The sequence below is a fragment of the Flavobacterium terrigena genome, from assembly GCF_900108955.1.
Lineage (GTDB): Bacteria > Bacteroidota > Bacteroidia > Flavobacteriales > Flavobacteriaceae > Flavobacterium > Flavobacterium terrigena.
In genome coordinates, this window is sequence record NZ_FNYA01000002.1 from 91,421 (window position 1) to 112,616 (window position 21,196).

Annotated in this window: 17 protein-coding genes; 10 read left to right on the plus strand and 7 right to left on the minus strand. The window is 32.8% G+C overall.

All coding sequences use genetic code 11. From position 1 onward, the window contains the following. The first annotated feature begins 46 nt into the window (after nt 1–46). The 7 genes from BMX42_RS03980 (at nt 47) to BMX42_RS04010 (ending at nt 4,098) form a co-directional block, all read left to right on the plus strand. Nucleotides 47–1,012: a KpsF/GutQ family sugar-phosphate isomerase gene (locus BMX42_RS03980; RefSeq protein ID WP_091310857.1), complete on the plus strand. Its 966-nt coding sequence runs from the start codon at nt 47–49 to the stop codon at nt 1,010–1,012. Continuing rightward, nucleotides 1,012–1,842, plus strand: coding sequence for a twin-arginine translocase subunit TatC (tatC, locus tag BMX42_RS03985; RefSeq protein WP_091309064.1), 831 nt, complete (start codon nt 1,012–1,014; stop codon nt 1,840–1,842). The genes BMX42_RS03980 and tatC overlap by 1 nt, the downstream gene beginning before the upstream one ends. Beyond that, nucleotides 1,842–2,195, plus strand: a complete 354-nt coding sequence (locus tag BMX42_RS03990; protein ID WP_091309067.1) for a carboxymuconolactone decarboxylase family protein — start codon at nt 1,842–1,844, stop codon at nt 2,193–2,195. Before tatC ends, BMX42_RS03990 begins: the two co-directional genes overlap by 1 nt. A 133-nt stretch (nt 2,196–2,328) precedes the next feature. Continuing rightward, entirely contained in the window at nt 2,329–3,102 is a 774-nt protein-coding gene (lptB, locus tag BMX42_RS03995) for an LPS export ABC transporter ATP-binding protein (protein ID WP_091309071.1), read from the plus strand. Between the two features lies 1 nt (nt 3,103). Continuing rightward, nucleotides 3,104–3,601, plus strand: a complete 498-nt coding sequence (locus tag BMX42_RS04000; protein ID WP_091309074.1) for a PH domain-containing protein — start codon at nt 3,104–3,106, stop codon at nt 3,599–3,601. A 1-nt stretch (nt 3,602) separates the two neighbouring features. Further along, nucleotides 3,603–3,836 carry a DUF5808 domain-containing protein gene (locus BMX42_RS04005; RefSeq protein WP_091309078.1) on the plus strand — a complete coding sequence of 78 codons (234 nt, stop codon included), beginning with the start codon at nt 3,603–3,605 and terminating at the stop codon, nt 3,834–3,836. Nucleotides 3,837–3,870: 34 nt separating this feature from the next. Further along, a complete protein-coding gene (locus BMX42_RS04010; protein ID WP_245748233.1) occupies nt 3,871–4,098 on the plus strand; it encodes a DUF5808 domain-containing protein in 228 nt (75 codons plus the stop codon). 2 nt (nt 4,099–4,100) lie between these two features. Here the strand turns inward: BMX42_RS04010 and BMX42_RS04015 are convergent, their stop codons facing one another. Together BMX42_RS04015 and BMX42_RS04020 are read right to left on the minus strand one after the other, a co-directional pair. Further along, on the minus strand, nt 4,101–4,946 hold the full coding sequence (locus BMX42_RS04015; protein WP_091309085.1) for a GH25 family lysozyme: 846 nt from the start codon (nt 4,944–4,946) through the stop codon (nt 4,101–4,103). Next, the gene (locus BMX42_RS04020; RefSeq protein WP_177169117.1) at nt 4,946–5,689 is read right to left on the minus strand and encodes a CDP-alcohol phosphatidyltransferase family protein; all 744 of its coding nucleotides are present in this window, start codon (nt 5,687–5,689) and stop codon (nt 4,946–4,948) included. Before BMX42_RS04020 ends, BMX42_RS04015 begins: the two co-directional genes overlap by 1 nt. A gap of 212 nt (nt 5,690–5,901) precedes the next feature. On the opposite strand from BMX42_RS04020, the gene BMX42_RS04025 reads away from it, so the two are divergent. The 3 genes from BMX42_RS04025 to BMX42_RS04035 all read left to right on the plus strand — a co-directional run bounded on the left by BMX42_RS04025 (nt 5,902) and on the right by BMX42_RS04035 (nt 8,564). Continuing rightward, on the plus strand, nt 5,902–6,975 hold the full coding sequence (locus BMX42_RS04025) for a putative type IX sorting system protein PorV2 (protein ID WP_143055602.1): 1,074 nt from the start codon (nt 5,902–5,904) through the stop codon (nt 6,973–6,975). 73 nt (nt 6,976–7,048) lie between these two features. Then, nucleotides 7,049–8,158 carry a lipoprotein N-acyltransferase Lnb domain-containing protein gene (locus BMX42_RS04030; protein ID WP_091309089.1) on the plus strand — a complete coding sequence of 370 codons (1,110 nt, stop codon included), beginning with the start codon at nt 7,049–7,051 and terminating at the stop codon, nt 8,156–8,158. Between the two features lie 4 nt (nt 8,159–8,162). Beyond that, the gene (locus BMX42_RS04035; RefSeq protein WP_091309093.1) at nt 8,163–8,564 is read left to right on the plus strand and encodes a lipocalin family protein; all 402 of its coding nucleotides are present in this window, start codon (nt 8,163–8,165) and stop codon (nt 8,562–8,564) included. 147 nt (nt 8,565–8,711) lie between these two features. Here BMX42_RS04035 and BMX42_RS04040 read toward each other — a convergent pair whose 3' ends face one another. The 5 genes from BMX42_RS04040 to BMX42_RS04060 form a co-directional block, all read right to left on the minus strand. Next, nucleotides 8,712–10,976: an aconitate hydratase gene (locus BMX42_RS04040; RefSeq protein ID WP_091309097.1), complete on the minus strand. Its 2,265-nt coding sequence runs from the start codon at nt 10,974–10,976 to the stop codon at nt 8,712–8,714. A 127-nt stretch (nt 10,977–11,103) separates the two neighbouring features. Continuing rightward, a complete protein-coding gene (locus BMX42_RS04045) occupies nt 11,104–13,875 on the minus strand; it encodes a bifunctional aconitate hydratase 2/2-methylisocitrate dehydratase (RefSeq protein ID WP_091310869.1) in 2,772 nt (923 codons plus the stop codon). Between the two features lie 325 nt (nt 13,876–14,200). Continuing rightward, a complete protein-coding gene (locus tag BMX42_RS04050) occupies nt 14,201–14,884 on the minus strand; it encodes a carboxylesterase family protein (protein WP_091309101.1) in 684 nt (227 codons plus the stop codon). A 62-nt stretch (nt 14,885–14,946) separates the two neighbouring features. Beyond that, nucleotides 14,947–16,158: a PKD domain-containing protein gene (locus tag BMX42_RS04055; protein WP_091309103.1), complete on the minus strand. Its 1,212-nt coding sequence runs from the start codon at nt 16,156–16,158 to the stop codon at nt 14,947–14,949. Between the two features lie 91 nt (nt 16,159–16,249). Beyond that, complete coding sequence (locus BMX42_RS04060; protein ID WP_091309107.1) at nt 16,250–21,118, minus strand: GEVED domain-containing protein; 4,869 nt, start codon at nt 21,116–21,118, stop codon at nt 16,250–16,252. Between the last annotated feature and the right edge of the window lie 78 nt (nt 21,119–21,196).

The window sequence follows — 21,196 nt, forward strand, 5'->3', positions numbered from 1 at the left end:
AAAGATACAACTATTCTTTAAAAACAAAAATATAATTCATTTAATTTTGAATACAACACAATCTATCCTAGAAAACGCAAAGCAATCTATACTTTCACAGAGCGAAAGTATCCAAAAACTAACAAATTATCTTACTGATGATTTTGCCAAAACCGTGCAACTTATCTTCGAATCAAAAGGAAGATTAGTCGTTACAGGAATTGGAAAAAGTGCCATAATTGCTCAAAAAATTGTTGCTACTTTAAATTCAACTGGAACACCTTCGATATTTTTACATGCTGCTGAAGCGATTCACGGCGATTTAGGTATGATTCAAAATGGCGATTTGGTACTTTGTATTTCGAAAAGTGGAAACAGTCCAGAAATTAAGGTTTTAGCACCAATTATCAAAAGTTTCGGTACGACGTTAATTGGAATGACGGCAAACACTACTTCGTTTTTAGCGACTTCATCTGATTTAGTTTTACATGCACACGTAGATGCCGAATGTTGTCCAATTGGTTTAGCACCAACAAACAGTACAACTGCTCAATTGGTTTTAGGTGATGCGATTGCCGTTTGTTTGATGAAATTGAGAAATTTTCAAGCGGAAGATTTTGCTAAATACCATCCAGGTGGTGCTTTAGGTAAAAAATTATTGTTGCGTGTAAAAGACATGTTAGACAATACACACGCACCACAAGTTGCTCCAGATGCTTCGATTAAGAAAGTTATTATGGAAATTTCCGAAAAACGTTTAGGTGTTACAGCCGTAATTGAAAACGGTGTAGTTATTGGAATTATTACCGATGGTGATATTAGAAGAATGTTGACAGATAGAGAAACTTTTTCTGATTTAACAGCACAAGATATTATGACAAAAAATCCAAAATCAATTGCTTCAACTGTTTTAGTTTCAGAAGCTTTAGATGTTTTGGAAGATTATAAAATTACACAATTGATGGTTATTGATAATGGAACTTACAAAGGTGTGTTGCATTTACACGATATTTTAAAAGAAGGAATTGTATAATGGCAAAAAAGAATAAAAAGAACATTAACGAAATGACTTTTTTAGATCATCTTGAAGAATTAAGATGGTTATTAGTAAGAAGTTCGGCAGCTATATTAATTGGAGCAACAATTGCTTGGTACTTTAGTGATTTCATTTTTAAAACTATTATTTTCGGACCAATGGAAGGTGATTTTATTACCTATCAGTTTTTCTGTGATTTGGCTCATAAATACGATTTAGACAAAAGTTTTTGCGATGCTACATTAAATTTCAGCATACAAAATACAGAAATTGAAGGTCAAATATCTTTGTTAGTTTGGACGTGTATTACGGCTGGATTAATCATTAGTTTTCCTTATATTTTATTGCAATTTTGGAATTTCATCAGTCCAGCTTTGTATAAAAAAGAAAAGAAAAACGCTGTAAAATTCATCGTGATTTCATCATTGTTATTCTTTTTAGGAGTAGCTTTTGGTTATTTCGTATTAACACCGTTATCGTTAAACTTTTTATCTACTTTCTCAGTTTCTGATGTCATAAAAAATGATATTAATGTGAATTCGTATATCGGAACGGTAAAAACCACAACATTAGCGACTGGATTGGTTTTCGAATTACCAATAATTATTTATTTTTTGTCTTCTTTAGGATTAGTAACTCCATCGTTTTTAAGAGAATACAGAAAATGGGCGTATGTAATTATCTTAATTATTGCAGCGATTGTAACACCGCCAGATGTAATCAGTCAAATTATAGTTACGATTCCATTAGTGATTTTATTTGAAATAAGTATTTTCATTAGTGCTTTCATAAATAACAAAAACAACAAAAAAATAACCACTACATAATGAGCGATTTAATTAAAGAATTCAACGATTATCGTGCTAAAATGAATGAAAAATTATTAGCTGATGATAATAAAGTGATTAAAAGAATTTTCAATTTAGACACCAACACCTATATGGAAGGCGCGCTAGATGTGAAAACAAAAGAATTGTTAGGTTTAGTAGCTTCAGCTGTTTTACGTTGTGATGATTGCATTAAATACCATTTAGAAACCGCTTACAAAAATGGAGTAAATCGTACAGAAATGATGGAAGCCATGAGTATTGCGACTTTAGTTGGTGGTACAATTGTAATTCCGCATTTGCGTAGAGCCTATGAATTTTGGGAAGCTTTAGAAAACAAGGCAATTAAATAATTAGCCTATGTGCCAATTATCCGAAAAGTTAAACTAGTAATAATAAAATTTCAACTTCAAATAAATTTAATATTTTTACAAAATATTGAAACATTGGCATATTGCCAAATTGACAATTGACATATTAAAAACGATGAAATTAAGAGCCGAAAATTTAGTTAAAACGTACAAGAAAAGAAGTGTTGTAAAAGGGATTTCAGTAGAAGTAAATCAGGGAGAAATTGTTGGTTTATTAGGTCCGAATGGAGCCGGAAAAACAACTTCTTTTTACATGATTGTAGGTTTAGTTAAACCAAATAGCGGAAATATTTATTTAGACGATATGAATATTACCGATTTTCCGATGTACAAACGTGCACAAAACGGAATTGGGTATTTGGCACAAGAAGCTTCGGTTTTTAGAAAATTGAGTATTGAAGACAATATTTTGTCGGTTTTACAATTGACAAATCTGACCAAAAAAGAACAAGAAGCCAAAATGGAAAGCTTAATTGAAGAGTTTTCTTTAGGACATATTCGTACAAACCGTGGTGATTTATTATCAGGTGGTGAACGAAGAAGAACGGAAATTGCACGTTGTTTAGCAACCGATCCAAAATTCATTTTATTAGATGAACCTTTTGCTGGAGTTGACCCAGTTGCAGTAGAAGATATTCAGCGAATTGTAGCCCAATTGAAAAACAAAAACATTGGAATTTTAATTACCGACCATAACGTACAAGAAACTTTAGCGATTACTGACAAAACGTATTTAATGTTTGAAGGTGGAATTTTAAAAGCTGGAAAACCAGAAGAATTGGTAGAAGATGAAATGGTTAGAAGAGTGTATTTAGGTCAGAATTTCGAATTAAGAAAAACAAAAATTGATTTCAATACACCTAAAACTGATGCAGAAATAGATTTTTAATATGTCAGATTTAATAACTGTTTATAAAGTTTCAAAACAGAACCAAATTAATGTTATAAAAAAATCGAGATTATATTATCTTCTATTTTTTGCCAGTCCTTTTTCGTGTTTTTTTACAGACATTAAATTTTGCATATATTTTACTTTAGTAATTTTTATTCCAATTTTAATCCAATTTATTATTCATTTAGATTATTACATAAATGATAGAAATAAAGAAATTGAAATAAACTTTTCTGACAGAATTATTACAATAAAGAAAAATAACATTAAGGAATCTTTTAGTTTCAATGATGTTAAATCGATTCTTATTCAAAAAGGTCATATTAACGCTTCAAGTGATCCTAAAGCACTACCGTTTTCTTTTTATAATTATTATACAATTAAACTTTTAAATGACAAAGAGTATGTTTTTACAGATTTACTATGTCAAAGATTAAACGTATTCGAATTAAACAAATTAACTAAATCGAAAGTAAATTTCATAAATATCATATAATATGAAAAATCCATCAAAAGAACAATTAGAAGCATGGCACAAAGATCCAAACAATTGGAAATTTGGCGTATTTTATTATAACCCAGAAGACGAAAGATTATTACCACCTAAAAGAGCTGCTTGGATGGGCTGGACAACTAACTTTGCAAATTCAAAATCTGTTGCATTATTAGTTGCGATTATTTTTCTAATTGTATTTCTAATGGCACTTTTGCCAAAAAAATGGGTTATTTAGTTACTTCATATCAATTCAAATCTGCATAACAAAAGTGAAAAATCCATCAAAAGAACAAATAGAAGCATGGCGTAAAGATTCTAATAATTGGAAATTTGGTGTGTTTTATTATAATCCCGAAGACGAAAGTTTATTACCACCAAAAAGAGAAGCTTGGATGGGTTTTACTGTAAATTTCGCGAATTGGAAATCTATTGGATTACTTATTCTTTCTTTAGGTTTTTTCTCTTTTGTAATTTCAATGATACTACACAAGAATTAAGTTTATTTCAAACAGACTTTCTTTAAATCGTCTACATTTCCGTTGAAAACATTGACATCAACTAATTCGTCAACGCCATGAAGTTGGGCTTTTTCTGTAAATTGCCACATCAAATAATCGTCTTCAATTTTTTCTTTCCACGGATTGTAATTCGCTATCCAAAATTGGTAACTTGGAAAATCTTCTTGTAAAAAATCTTCATAGTATTTTTCTCCTGTGTAAATTATCGGTTTCACTCCATAATGTTTTTCTACAATAGATAACCAATTTTGCAAACCTTCTTTCAGTTTGTCCATTGATTGTCCTTTTGGCATTTTTTCGATATCTAAAATCGGAGGTAAATGACCTTTTCGTAATTTTACGGTTGCGATAAAATTATTCGCTTGATCTGTAGAATTTTCATCCGGTCGATAATAATGATAAGCACCTTGAATGTACATGGATTCCGTTAAATTTCTCCAGTTTTTCTTGAATTTCAAATCGATTTTATTACTTCCAGCTGTGGCACGAACGATAACAAATTTCAGTTCAAATTGTTCTTCAATGGCTTCAATATTATCCCAATCTACTGTTCCTTGATACTGCGAAACATCAATTCCGAAAATTTTTCCTTTGTGCTTATCAACAATATCGTTAATACGCTTATCTTCTAATTTTCGTTGATTCGCAGTTAGTTCATTATTTTTGATTTTAAACCCTAAATAATATAAAACCGCATCTTTTTTTTGATACACAAAAATAATCGTACACAATAACAAAAAAAGTCCAACAATCCATTTTACGGATTTCGGACTAATTATAGATTGTTTTTTACTTTTAGAAGGATATTTTCTTCTGGTTGCTGCCATTAAACTTTCTTAAGAAGCGTATTATTTACAACCGATAAAATCACATATAATAAAATGATAATCGGAATCGCAATAAATTCTAAAAGTCCAATTAAAACTACAGAAAGAATCAAAAACACCACTTGCATTTTATATTTTTCCCAGCTAAAACTCTTCACTTTTAAAGAGAACAAAGGAATTTCTGCATTTAATAAATAAGCACTTAAAGCTGTAATTCCAACTAAAACGTATGGATTACTTAATGTATCAATCACAAAATCTACATCAGTATATTGAAACTGAATCATTGGGATACTCATAATCAATAAGGCATTTGCTGGAGTTGGCAAACCAATAAATGAATCTGTTTGACGCGTATCTACATTAAATTTCGCTAATCTGTAGCAAGAAGCTAACGTAATTAGGAAACCTAAATAAGGAACTACACCCATAAAATAAGTGTCTTCCGTTAAATTATATTGTGATTGATTTTCTTGAATATCACCAAGCATTTTATACATAACCAAACCTGGCACAACACCACTGGTAACCATATCTGCCAAAGAATCTAATTGTAAACCAATTGGACTTTGAACTTTCCAAATTCTAGCAAAGAAACCATCCCAAAAATCGAAGAAAATCCCTAAACAAACCAGAGAAAAAGCTTCTCTGTAACTTCCGTTAAATGCGTGAATTAAAGCGCATAAACCAGCAAATAAATTCAATAAGGTAATAACGTTAGGAATGTGTTTTTTTATGCTCATCTTCTTAAAAATTTCTTAAATGTGATAAATTCTACAACAAATGTAAACAATAAAATGAAAGAATTTGAGTTTATTAAGTAAGAAATTATGATATTTGTGTTAGAATTAAATTTGCTTTGAACTCGCCACTAATAACGAGTTTGTTGTAAACAAACACCTTTTAAAAAAAAGCGATAACATTTATGACCGCTAAAAAAGTCTACTTTGCATAAATGAAAAAGATATTACTATTAATTGTCATTTTGGCTTCCACGTCAATTTCGGCACAAACTATTCGTAAATATTCCAACGAATTTTTAAACATTGGGGTTGATGCTGCTGCGTTAGGGATGAGTAATGCCGTAACCGCACAAACTGCCGATGTGAATTCTGGATATTGGAATCCGGCTGGAATTTTGCAATTAGAAGATAAACAAATTGCCTTGATGCACGCAAATTATTTTGCCAATATTGCGCAATATGATTACGCAGCTTTTGCGATGCCTATTGACGACAGAAGTGCTTGGGGACTTTCCCTAATCCGTTTTGGAGTAGATGATATTTTAAACACAACACAATTAATTGATAGCGAAGGAAATATCGATTACAATAGGGTTTCGCTTTTTTCTACTGCCGATTATGGTGTGACTTTTTCTTACGCGAGAAAATTGCCTTTAGAAGGCTTTAATTATGGCGTGAATGCGAAAGTAATCCGAAGAATTATTGGAGATTTCGCTTCTTCTTGGGGATTTGGATTTGATTTAGGATTACAATTTCAAAACAAAAGCGATTGGAAATTTGGTTTAATGTTACGAGATATTACTACGACTTACAACACGTGGAGTATTAACGAAGAAGAATACGAGAAAATTAAAAATGCGGTTCCAGGTGAAAATCAGGAATTACCTGAAACAAGTGAACTTACCTTACCAAAAGCACAATTTGGATTATCGAAAAAATTCGAATTTCATTACGATTATACCTTAACAACTGCAGCAAATTTGAATATGGAATTTGCACAAACGAACGATATTATTTCAACAAGTGTGGTAAGTATAAATCCAGCTGTTGGATTTGAATTTGGCTATATCGATTTGGCTTTCTTACGTGCGGGTGTTGGGAATTTTCAACAAATTACACAAATTGACAATACAAGTAAAGTGAGTTTTCAACCGAATATTGGTTTAGGATTCAAATACAAAGGTATTCAAGTGGATTATGCTTTAACCGATTTAGGAAATCAAAGTGCGGCTTTATATTCGAATGTGTTTTCTGTAAAAGTGGATTTAGGTATTTTTAGAAGATAAATTATAAGTATTCAGTCTCAACAGTATTCAGTTAAATAAAATCAGTTAAATCCGCAAAATCTGCGTACCTATTATGCTAAAAAAATTACTTTTCTTATTACTTCCTATTCTTAGTTTTTCACAAAACATTATTTTATCTGACAATGCCAAAGTGAGTATTTTAACTTGCGGAACGGCGCCAGTTTCTTACGCGATGTATGGTCATACTGGAATTCGAATTACCGATTTTGTTAACCAAATTGATGTGGTATATAATTATGGTGCGTTCGATTTTAGCACGCCAAATTTCATGATGAAATTCGTAAAAGGTGATTTGCAATATTTTGTGACAAGTGATAATTACTACAATTTTGAATTAGGTTATTTACAAGACGGCAGAAGTATTGTAGAACAAGAATTAAATTTATCACCGCAACAAAAACAACAACTTTTAAACGAACTCAACAACAGCTTGACTTCTGATGAGCGTTTTTATACTTATAAATTTATTGATAAAAATTGCACGACTATGGTTGTCGATAAAATCAATAAAATTTTAGGCTCAGAAGTCTTAAAACAACCAAAATCAGAACAATCATATAGAGAAATTTTATATCCGTATATGACGGATTTTTATATGAAATTGGGCATTCAAATTATTTTTGGAACCAAAGTTGACCAACCTGCTACTCGCCTATTTTTACCTTTAGAATTAGAGAAAGTTTTGAATACTGCTACACAAAACGGACAAAAAATTGCACAGCCAACCAAAGTCTTAAATAAACAAGCGGTTACTGTTCCGTTTTCTTGGGTAAATTCTATCTATTCTTTATTAGCCGCGATTATAATTTTGATTTTGTTAAACAAAAAAGGCATACAAATTACCTATTTCATTTTCGCAGGATTGTTAGGTTTGTTTTTCTTTTTAGTCGGATTTTATTCGCTACACGAAGAAATTTTATGGAATTACAACATCTTATTATTTAATCCATTATTACTGGTTTTTGCCTTTTTCTATTGGAAAAACAATATCCGAAAAATAATTTTATTTGGACAAATCTGCATTGCTTTCACACTAATTTACTTGGCATATATTCTAAGCAAAGTGCAATTACTAATTGTACTTCCAATTGTTGCATTGCATTTGTTTTGGTTGATTAGAATTGTGATGAAGGAGAAGAAAAAACAACAAAACTTAAATTAATATTATGAAAAAATTTCTTTTAGTAGCATCTGTAATCCTGTTTTCATTTGGATTTACAATTCAATCAAAAACAGACACAAGATTAATTGGCACGTGGAAAGGTTCTGAAAAAAGCGGTCAAGTCGCAGGAATGCAAAAATCTTGGATTATGACAAGAAAAGGGAATGGAACTTATAAAATTGAATTTTCAGCTAAAGACGATGAAGGAAAAATAACAACTTCATCTGAAAAAGGAAAATGGTGGACTTCAGGAAATCAATTTTATGAGCAATATGAAGGAAATGAAACTCCAACTGTTTATACATACAAAGTACTTGACGCCAAAACAATTTACTTCAAACTAAAATCATCTGAAGATGATTTTGAAAACGAAAATTATGAATTTGTTGATACTAAAATTGATTAGTATTTGAAATACAGTTAAAACAAAAAACTCCAAGTGAAAGCTTGGAGTTTTTTGTTTTTTATTCTCGATACATTCCGACTCATGCTTCATCGGAACACTCGACTCAAGGCTAAGCCGAACAGAGCGAAGCTAATTAACGAAATTAAATTACGCTTTTCCAGCAGCAATTAAATTTAAAGCTGAACCTGCTACGAACCAACCAATTTGGCTTTCGTTGTAGGTGTGATTCGCTAAAATAATATCTTTTGTACCATCTGCGTGAACAAGCTCTAAGGTTAAAGGTTTTCCTGGAGAAAATTCTGTTAAATCTAAGAAATTGATAGTATCGTCTTCTTTAATTTTTTCGTAATCTGCTTCGTTTGCAAAGGTTAATCCTAACATTCCTTGTTTTTTCAAGTTGGTTTCGTGAATACGAGCAAACGATTTCACTAACACAGCCACAACTCCTAAGAAACGTGGTTCCATCGCAGCGTGCTCACGTGAAGAACCTTCTCCATAATTGTGATCTCCCACAACAATTGAAGGGATTCCGACAGCTTTGTACGCTCTTGCTACTGCAGGAACTTCACCATATTCACCAGTTAATTGATTTTTAACTTTATTAGTAGCTTGATTAAATGCATTAACAGCACCAATTAACATATTATTGGAAATATTATCTAAATGTCCACGGAAACGTAACCATGGTCCAGCCATAGAAATATGATCAGTTGTGCATTTTCCAAACGCTTTAATTAACAACTTCGCACCTTCAATATTTTTCCCGTTCCAAGGTGCAAATGGCGCTAACAATTGTAATCTATCAGAAGTTGGCGAAACCACAACCTCAACCGAAGAACCATCAGCAGCTGGTGCTTGAAAACCTGCATCTTTCACATCGAAACCTTTAGTTGGTAATTCGTCTCCTTTTGGTGGGTTTAATTTGATTTCCATACCTGTATCACTCAATAAAGTATCGGTTAATGGATTAAAATCTAATCTTCCAGAAATTGCAATTGCTGCTACCATTTCTGGCGAGGTTACAAACGCGTGCGTATTTGGATTTCCGTCGGCTCTTTTAGAGAAATTACGGTTAAAAGAGTGAATAATTGTATTTTTCTCACCTTTGTCTGCTCCTGCTCTATCCCATTGCCCGATACAAGGTCCGCACGCATTGGTAAAGACTTTTGTTCCCATTTTTTCGAAAGTGGCGATAATTCCGTCTCTTTCAATCGTATATCTAATTTGTTCAGAACCTGGATTGATTCCGAATTCTGCTTTAGGTGTAATTCCATGTGCTACAGCTTGTTCTACAATAGATGCTGCTCTACTCATATCTTCGTAAGAAGAGTTCGTACAAGAACCAATTAAACCCCATTCGACTTTTATAGGCCATCCGTTTTGAGCCGCTTCTTGTTTCATTTTAGAAACTGGCGTTCCTCTATCTGGTGTGAATGGTCCGTTGATATGTGGTTCTAATTCTGATAAGTTAATTTCAATTAATTGATCGAAATAATTTTCTGGATTGGCATATACTTCTGCATCACCTGTTAAATAATCCGCCACTTTATCTGCTGCATTTACTACATCTTGACGACCAGTTGCTGCTAAATATCTTCTCATCGAATCATCATAACCGAAAGTTGAAGTGGTTGCACCAATTTCTGCACCCATATTACAAATCGTACCTTTTCCTGTACAAGACATTGAAGTGGCGCCTTCACCAAAATATTCTACAACTGCTCCAGTTCCACCTTTTACAGTTAAGATATCGGCAACTTTTAAAATGACATCTTTTGGCGAAGTCCAACCGTTTAATTTACCCGTTAATTTTACTCCGATTAATTTCGGAAATTTCAATTCCCAAGACATTCCAGACATTACATCAACCGCATCAGCACCACCAACTCCTATCGCTAACATACCTAAACCACCAGCATTTACTGTATGAGAATCGGTACCAATCATCATTCCACCAGGGAAAGCATAATTTTCTAAAACAATTTGATGAATAATTCCTGAACCAGGTTTCCAAAACCCAATTCCGTATTTATTGGAAACGGATGAAAGGAAGTCGAAAACTTCTTTAGATTGCTTATTAGCGAAAGCTAAATCTGTTGCAGCGCCTTCTTTGGCTTGAATTAAGTGATCACAATGCACTGTTGTAGGAACAGCAACTGTTTTTTTACCAGCGTGCATAAATTGCAATAATGCCATTTGTGCTGTTGCATCCTGACACGCTACTCTATCTGGAGCGAAATCCACATAATCTGCACCTCTTTTAAAAGTTTCGGTAGGTGTTTTTTCCCATAAGTGAGAATATAAAATCTTTTCTGTTAGGGTAAGTGGACGACCAACTAACTCGCGTGCTTTATCTACACGAGCTGCCATATTTGCGTACACTTTTTCAATCATTTCAATATCAAATGCCATAAGATTTATTTTTTGTGTGTTATTCTATTTTTCAACTTACCAAATTACGAAAATTATAGTTGTCATAAAAGAAAAAGCCCGAGTTTATGACTCGGGCTTTTAAATTATATTTCAGTAAATCAATTTATTAGTTTACTAAAAGTTTATGAGAAGGTGCAAATTTAGTTAAGTTGATACCTTCAACAGCAGTTTTATATTCTTCAATTGTTGGCGTTCTACCAAGAATAGTTGACAACACTACAACTGGTGTAGAAGAAAGTAATGATTCTCCTTTTTTACCTTCTGTATCTTCTACTACTCTTCCTTGGAAAAGACGTGTAGAAGTTGCCATAACTGTATCTCCTTTTGAAGCTTTTTCTTGGTTACCCATACATAAATTACATCCTGGACGCTCTAAATACAACATGTTTTCGTATTCTGTACGAGCTGCACCTTTTGGAGCGTTATCGTCAAATTCGAAACCAGAATATCTTTGTAAAACTTCCCAGTCGCCTTCCGCTTTTAATTCATCTACGATGTTATATGTTGGTGGTGCTACTACTAATGGCGCGTTAAATTTAACTTCACCATTTTGAGCTTCCACATTTTTAAGCATTTGAGCTAAGATTTTCATATCTCCTTTGTGAACCATACAAGAACCGATAAATCCTAAATCTACTTTTTTATCACCTCCGTAGAAAGAAAGTGGACGGATTGTATCGTGAGTATATCTTTTAGAAACGTCTTTGTTATTTACATCTGGATCAGCAATCATTGGTTCTGCAATTAGATCTAAATCTACTTCAACCTCAGCGTAATATTTTGCATTTGCATCTGGAGTTAAAGCTGGTTTTTCACCTGATTTAATCTCAGCGATTCTCTTATTTGCTTTATTGATTAATCCTTGAAGAACTTGTGTTTTGTTGTCCATTCCTTTATCAATCATAATTTGGATTCTTCCTTTCGCAATTTCTAAAGATTCTACCAAAGTATCATCTTCAGAAATACAAATTGAAGCTTTTGCTTTCATTTCAGCCGTCCAATCTGTAAATGTAAAGGCTTGATCCGCAGTAAGCGTTCCTAAATGCACTTCAATAATTCTTCCTTGGAATACATTTTCTCCACCAAATTTGTGTAACATTTGCGCTTGAGTAGCGTGAACCACATCACGGAAATCCATGTAACTTGCCATTTGTCCTTTGAAAGTCACTTTTACAGATTCTGGAATTGGCATTGAAGCTTCTCCTGTAGCAAGAGCTAAAGCAACTGTACCAGAATCGGCACCAAATGCTACACCTTTCGACATTCTTGTATGAGAGTCACCACCAATAATGATAGCCCATTCGTCAATTGTAATGTCGTTAAGTACTTTATGAATTACATCCGTCATGGCATGATAAACACCTTTCGGGTCACGAGCTGTAATTAATCCGAAGTCGTTCATAAATTTCATCAATTTAGGAATATTAGCTTGCGCTTTTTTATCCCAAACCGAAGCTGTATGACAACCCGATTGATAAGCTCCATCAACGATTGGAGAAATAACTGTAGCTGCCATAGATTCTAATTCCTGAGCAGTCATCAATCCTGTTGTATCTTGAGAACCAACGATATTTACTTCAACACGAACATCAGAACCAGCGTGTAATGCTTTTTTAGAAATTGTACCTACAGAATTTCTATTGAAGATTTTTTCAACAGCAGTAAGTCCTTGTCCTTCAATTGAAACTTCTTTTGAAGGTGCATAAACTAGAGGCGCTTCAATCCCTAAAGTTTTAGCAGCAAAAGTTTGAATTTTTTTACCGAAAACAATTGCATAAGAACCACCAGCTTTGATGAATTCCATTTTCTGAGGCGTGAATGCTTTAGAAATGTCAATTAATTCTTTGTCTCCGTTATATAATTTTTTTGTTTTTGTATTGATTGTAAGAACTGTTCCTGTAGCAACAGAATACGTTTCTTCTAAAACTGGATCACCACTTTCATTACGAACTACTTCGCCGTTAGCATCTGTCTTTTTTACCCAGTTTTTCAAATCTAGACCAATACCACCAGTTACATCAACAGTTGTTAAGAAAATTGGAGAGATTCCGTTTGTTCCTGCAACGATTGGCATAAAGTTTACGAATGGCACATATGGACTTGCTTGTTTACCTGTCCAAAGCGCTACGTTATTCACACCTGACATACGAGATGAACCTACACCCATTGTACCTCTTTCTGCAATTAACATTACAGATTTATCTGGATGTTGTGCTTGCAAAGCTTTGATTTCGTCTTGAGCTTGAGGTGTAATCATACATTTACCATGCAATTCACGATCTGAACGTGAGTGTGCTTGATTACCTGGAGAAAGTAAATCTGTTGAGATATCTCCTTCACCAGCGATAAAAGTAACAACTTTAATTTCTTCAGCTACTTCTGGAAGTTTTGTAAAAAATTCTGCTTTAGCATAACTTTCTAAAATTTCTCTAGCTACTTCATTACCATTTTGAAATGCATCTTTTAAACGATCCATATCAGCATCATAAAGATACACTTGAGTTTTAAGAACTTTTGCAGCTTCTTTCGCGATAGCGATATCATTTCCTAAAGCTAAATCAAGTAATACTTCAATTGAAGGACCACCTTTCATGTGTGATAATAATTCAAAAGCGAATGCAGGAGTAATTTCATTTACTACAGATTCTCCTAGAATAATTTCCTTTAAGAATTTTGCTTTTTCACTAGCTGCACTTGTAGTTCCTGGTAATGTATTGTAAATAAAAAACTTAAGAGAATCTTCTCTATTTTCGTTATTTACATCTTTGATTTGCGCAACGATTTCGGTTAATAAGTCGGCGCTATCAATTGGTTTTGGATGAAGACCTTGGCCTTTTCGCTCTTCAATTTCTTTGATGTATTCTTTATAAATATTCATTTCCATATCAAAAGTTATTCTATAAATTTATTAATTTGATTGTACTATTTTTCAAAAGTTGCACAAATTTAGCTAATTCTTTTCAAATTAAAAAATTTTTAATAAAAAACGATAATCAAGAAATTATTATTTGTAATTATTCTATTTTACTGAATATAATTCAATAATAGTAGCGAAAACGAGTGTTTTTTTAGGAATTCTTAATTTTAAGATTTTAAACTACGAATTTCGAAAAAAAGAATATAAAATTTTAATAAATTGACAATATTTACTGGTGTTTCAAACACTGTTTTCTGGCAAAAAAGCTAGAAATAATTTTTAAAAATTACTTCACATATTTAAACATCCAATCGTACATGGCGTTTTGGTGAAATAAATTTTCCACATTTCCATGATTTCCACCTTTAATAATTGTTAGAGTTGCGTCTGCATTTGGGTTGCATTTTTTTATTGCATTATAAACTTTTTGAGATTCTGACATTTTTACGATATAATCTTTATCGCCATGTTGAATCCACATAGGAACTTTAGATAAATTACAACCATCAGAAACATTTCCGCCACCACAAATGGCAACAGCTGCTGTTACTCTGTCTGGATATTTACCCACAAAATGCATGGTTCCATAACCTCCTAAACTCATTCCGCAAACATACACGCGTTTCAAATCGGTTTGATAGGTGTTTTGGACATACGTTAGCACTTCTAAGACTTTATCTGGATTCCAATTTCCTGAAGCAATTTGTGGTGCAATGACAATAGCGTTTATCTTTCGTCCTTTTTCCATAGCACGCAACACACCGTAACGTTTTACTCTATTTAAATCAGTACCAGAAAGGCTTTTCCCGTGAAGAAAAATTAAAACTGGAGGCTTTTCGTCAACACTTACAACTTTTGGAATTTGCAACCAAAACGGATAGGTTGTTTTCCCAATAACGGTATGTAATTTTTCTTCTGGTTGTTGGAAAGCAAATATAACTAGTAAAAACAGTGCACTTAATTTTTTCATTTATGGTGAATTTCTAACAACAGAAATGTTGCTAACCTGATTTCACAAAGTTAAAAATTAATTTATTTTTTAATCACTTTGTAACTATCATTATCAATTTTAACAATATATACACCCGAAGCGAAACCACTTAAATCAACAATTATATTGTTTTCAGTCTTTTCAAATTTCGTAATTTGCTGACCAACAGAATCATAAACAACTCCATCAAATGAAAATTTACTATTAATATAAAATACAGAATCTGTTATAGTTGGAAATATAGCAATATTATCTTGAACAAATACATCTGAATTTAACACATTCACCACAATATTTTTCGTAAAAACTTCAGAACATCCATTTTTAGTCACGGTCAATGTGACTGTTTTTGTACCTAATGAGGTGTAAAAATGTTCTGGATTCGTATCTGTAGAAGTTGTTCCGTCACCAAAATCCCAAAGTAACGATGTGAAATTCGTGGATAAATTAGTGAAATTGACCAAATTATCAGTTTGCGCTGTACTAAACTCGGGATGGAGATCAAAGGTATTTATCCGCCATAATGCTTTGTTATTTAAGACAATATTATCTGCAATTCCTTGGAAATATGTTGCATTAGCTGGAGTAACTCCTCCATTAAAAGCGACTCCAGAGACTGGTTCTTGAAAAATGGTACAAAACATCGCGCAAGCTACTAAATAAGAGCCATTTAAATTTGGATGCACATCATTGTAAGAACCATGTAAAAGTAAATCTTGTTGTGCTAAATAATGTTGTCTAGCACATTCTCCAGCCGCAGCAAAAGAAACTTCCATATTGTCTGCCAATTTTGTAATTGAATCTTTTATTTTTGTTTGAATCTGAAAATAATTGGCATAATTATCAGCAGAAGGTACTCCGTAAGGAATTTGATAAAGCAATACTTTGGCACAAGGACTGTATTTTTTAATAGAATCTTGCATTTGATTTCCTCTTTCTGCTGTTGTTGACACTGGCCAAGACACTCCAGCTGATTCTGATGTTCCAGGTTGTAAAACCACAACATCCCAAACATTGTTTTCAAAAAGGTCGTAAACGTTATTATCAACATGGTGATTAACAAAACCTGTTCCGCCAGGAGCATAAAAATCAACATCAACATTTTTTCCTTTTTCGTTAGCAATGGATTCGAATAAAATAGGCATATCGTTAAAATAGGTCATACTATTTCCGATAAATAAAATTTTTTTCTGAGCTTGTGCATTAGAAAACAACACAGCAAATAATAATACTAGTAGGTAGTTATTTTTCATAAAAATTAGGTTTGAGGGCGTGACAAATATAATAAAAAAAATAAAAAAGCCCTGAAAATCAGAGCTTTTTAAAAAAATTAACTTAAAAAAATTACTTAACTAATAACTTTTCGTTCCAAGTTTTATTTTCGGCATTAATTTTAACTAAATATGTACCTTGATTTAAATGTGGTAATGCAATTTGTGGTACATCACTTTCTTTTTCTAAAACCATTTTTCCAGTAACATCATATAATGCGATTGTAAATTTCCCTTTGATATTGGTTAAATTCAGTTTTTCTCCGTTTTTAATTGGATTTGGAAACAAACTAGTTTCAAAATCATTAATTATATCTTCATTTGAAAGCAATTGATTGTACACAATTTTAAATCTATCATTATAAGTTCCTGCTAACAAATTTAAAGTAATTGGGTTTTCTAAACTTTGAACCGTTCCTGTTAAAGTATCTTTTAAGTAAATTCCGTTTGAATTAAAAATTCCTTCTTTTTGATGAATCGAAATTTTATAATCTCCACTTTCTAATACATTAAAACCAATTGGAACCTCATCATTTACATTGAAATTTCCTCTTCCTTGAATTACAAGCGCTTCATTATTTAAAACCGAATACATAATCGTTTTGTCTGTTTCTAGAACTTTACCATCGATACTTTGATCAAAATTCAATGAAGAATTTTCTGTATAACCAATTAAGATTTGATTAAACGGCATACTTTCAGAAGTCAGATTTAACCAATATCTATTTATTTCTGGATTAGTATTGTTTTTGAAAAACTGCGTATCACTTTCTGCTTTTCTTCTTGTAGAATTGTTCAATGCAAAGCTTCCACCTGTTGTTGTTCTTACGAAAAATCCTTGTCCTACACCTATTTTTCCATTTGGAATATTTCCGCCAGCAACTGCAGCCGTTCCGCCTAAAGTGGTGTAAGAAGCATAGTTTGATTGCGCAACATACGCTCCATTTTGAGGAACGTTATGTGTCCAGAAATATAAAGTCCCAACTGATGGATTTAGCATTAACACCTCATTACCATTTATTGGAGAAGGATACGGATTTCCAACTAAATTATACCCAATTCCGATTGGAACAGTAATTGGTCCGTTATTTGGCACGCCTGTAAATTGTCCATTGAAAATGGTTGGAGTTGAAGTTGGCCAATCATTTGCTGAACGAATCATATAACCTTTTCCTAAGCTAAAATTATTAGTTGGAGTAATTGTTTGATAAGCCGTTGCTGTTGTGGTTCCTGTATATAAATATTCGTAGAAACGATTTGCTAAAGTATTTGGCGAAAAAGCTTGTAATTGTTGTCCGGTCACTGGTGAAGTCCACGCCGTATAATCTAAACGTATCATTGGTGCAGAGTTACTTTTTACAATACTATTTCCAATATTCGCATCATCTTTAATTTGAAGAATAGCAGCCTTGTTTTCAACCCTTAAAGTAGCTCCATTATCCACTTGAATTTTACCAGTAACTTGTAAATTCGCGCCTTGTTGTATGGTTACTACCGCATTATTTGTTACCAATACGGAACACACATTTAGATCTGAACTTAATGTGTAATTTCCTGTAAACACTACAGCACTATCATTTGGTAAACCGTTTGACCAAGTTGATCCGTTCCATGTTGTACTTTTTATTTCAAAAATCGAGTTGAATAATTGGTTATAAAACACGCCATTCTTTTTTGCAGATATGGCAATTGAATATTGTCCCATTGGCAATCCGCTTACATTTATTGTCGTTCCACTATAAGTATATACGTTTGTTCCTCTTTGAATGGTCCATTTTAATTCATCAACTGCACTTCCCGTATATGTTAATTGAAATGGTGTGTTTTCACAATAATTTGGATTACTTTGAATAGTTAATGTTGGCGAACCACTATCACTTATTTGAACTAAATAATCTTCCACTTCACCTAGAGTTGTTCCGCAAGCATTACTATAATCGCCCCAATACCCTAAACGAACTCTCATTCTAACATTTCCAGTTACAGCATCAAATGGAACTGTAAAGTTACCCGTTCCTTGTAGTCCAGTATTAAGATCCGAAACCACCTTTTCAGATATTGAAAATGCTCCATCGTTATTGTAATCAATCCATACCAAAAAGTCATTATCACCCCAACCTGTATTAAAATTACCTGTAGCTGTATAATTACTTCCTTTGTCTAATTGAATTGGAGTTGCACTATAATATGTATAACCTCCATAAGCATTTGTTGTATTAGTAAGATTTGCACATAAGAAACTATTAATTCTTAAACTACCATTTGTATTTTCACCGCTAGCAGCACAATAGTCGAATGGTTTTACTTCATACATGAATTTAAATGTTTCTGAAGTATCATTATTAGAACCTGTAACAATTACTTTAAAATACACTTTTGTACCGATTGGAAAATCAGGAATTGCAGCGTTTGATTTCCAAGTATTTCCAGTTACTAAATACATTGGAATGACATCTGTAGCATTAAAAGCAGGATTATCAATTGCCCAAGCCACCTTTGCATTTGATATCGTCCCATCATAATTAATATTTGATGTTACATATTGTGCTACTCCAACTTTAGGTGAATCAAAAGTTACAGGTGAAGTAATATCTGTTTTAACAATTTCAGGGTAATTTTCTTTACCTGCTAATTTTGCTTCCCAAATTCCTCTTCCCCAAGTTGCGGCTTTAATAGTATTTGCTCCGCAATTGATTTCTAATTCTTCAATAGATACATTTGGTAAACTAGCATTATACATTGTCCAAGCTGTAGCTAAAAGTGTTTTTTTATACACTCCTATTTCGGTTCCAACATAAATAGTTGCATCGGCCGAACCTTCAATCACAACAGCTCTTACAGGCATATTTCCTAAGTTATAAGTAATATTTTGCCAAGTAACACCTGCGTCGTTAGTTATAAATACTTTTTGATTATTATTTTGCCAATCGGAATAGGTTACTATAATTCTATCATCATTATTAGGATCAAAGGCAATATCTGAAATTCCAAAATTTGGTAATGTGCTACGTATAGATGAAAAAGTAACACCTGCATCGTTAGACATTTCAATATTAGCACCTCTTGACGCCACTAATCTATTACTATTATTAAATGCTATAGCTGCATTATCAATAGTAGCATTACCAAAAGTTGCTGGAGCAGCTAGAGCGACCCAATTGTTACCAAACTCTGTACTTCTATACACATTTTTGGCAAAAGAATAAACAGTCATTTGATTATTCGGATCATAAAGAATAGGTGCTACCCAGCCCGCATTTCCTGAACCAGATTGCGGTTGAGAACAACCAGAATTTGAAAGACCACCATCAAAAGATCGCTGTCTGCCTCCATATTGTAAACTTCCAATCATCCAATCATCGTTTAAGGGATGAATTAAACCTTCCATACCATCAGCGCCATAATACTCAATCCAGCCATTTTCAGTTTTAACGTTAGTTCCATTATCTTGAGCACCAGTTATTACTCTTTCGTTATTTGATTGTGATATTCCTAAACAATAATTTTCTCTCAAACACGTATCGGCATTTAATCTGCTCCATGTTAAACCATTATCAGCAGATTTACTTAAAAAACCATCAGTGCAAGCATAATACACACCATTTACACAAGTCAAATAATCCATATCTGCATGAACATATACTTGACTATTATTGAATCTGGTTTGCATACTTCCTGCACCATGTTGCGCACTTCCTAATGACCACCAAGTTGCTTGAGAAAAAGTAGCTCCACTATCTGAACTTCTGTACATGTCTAAATAACCACTTACAATTTTTGTTGGATCAGTATCATTCGGAACTCCGTACCAAAGACTTACACCTGCTGGTGCAGGGTTCTGAATAGTTGTGAAATTAGCACCTGTATCTGTAGAATTCCAAATTCCACTATCAGAAATTAAATAAATACATTCTGGGCATGTTGATGAAACTGAAATGTTAATTTCAGCATTTGAATTACCAGCAACGTCAGCTAAAGCAGTATAACTTACCCCTTGATTTATAGATTTGTGTATTTTATTTTTATTACTTCCCCAATAATAATTTTCATATAGATAAATGATATTGTTATTTGTAGGATGAAACTCGATGTCTTTAACATCCCAAGAATTGTTTAACCTTGTAAAAGTTAACAAATCATCTGTTGATCTAAAAACACCTCTATCTGTACCAACAAAAACCAAATTAGCTACTGTGGGATGATATCTTATAACATTGATTTTTAAGTTGGAACCTAATCCACCAAAACCTAGTATACTTGGTTTAAAATTAGTTTCTTGAAAAGTCGCTCCACCATCAATTGAACGATAAATCCCGAAACTATTTCCGGTACTAGACATTCTAACATTAATCAGAACAGAATCGAAATTGGTTGGTTTTGCCGCAATTGCATCTACACCTGAAGCAGGTAAAAAGTCTGTATTTTGTGACCAAGTTGTTCCTTCGTTGTTAGTACGCCAAAGTCCACCACTACGAGAACCCATATAAATTTGTTGTGCATTATTTCTATTCACTTCAACATATTCCATTCTTCCTAAACCAGGAGAATAATGCCCAGTAATTGCGCCAACTAAAGCAGGACCTTCAAGTGTCCAATCTGAAGTATTTGTGGTAGTTTTTTGGCTATTATTTTCTTTTTTTAATCGTTCGAATTCTTTGTATGGTAAATAATGGTCAATCATTCTATTTCCAGAAGGATAATATTTTGATTCGTTATCGTATTTCCAACGTAAAAAGGGTTTATAGCCAAAGCCTTTTTTGTCTTTATCAATAGTTCTAAAAAAAGCTTCTGCCGAATCACAAACTGTATAAAAATTAATTGACATATCATACATCATATGTTTGTATGCTGCTTGTCTATGCGATTTTTGAGCTGGGGTTTTTACTTGTGCTTTGGAAAACAATGCAGCAAACAATAATAGTAGTAGGTAGTTTTTTTTCATAATATTAGTTTTAGTAGGTAAAACAAATATAATAAAAAAAATAAAAAAGCTCTGAAAATCAGAGCTTTTAAAATTTAT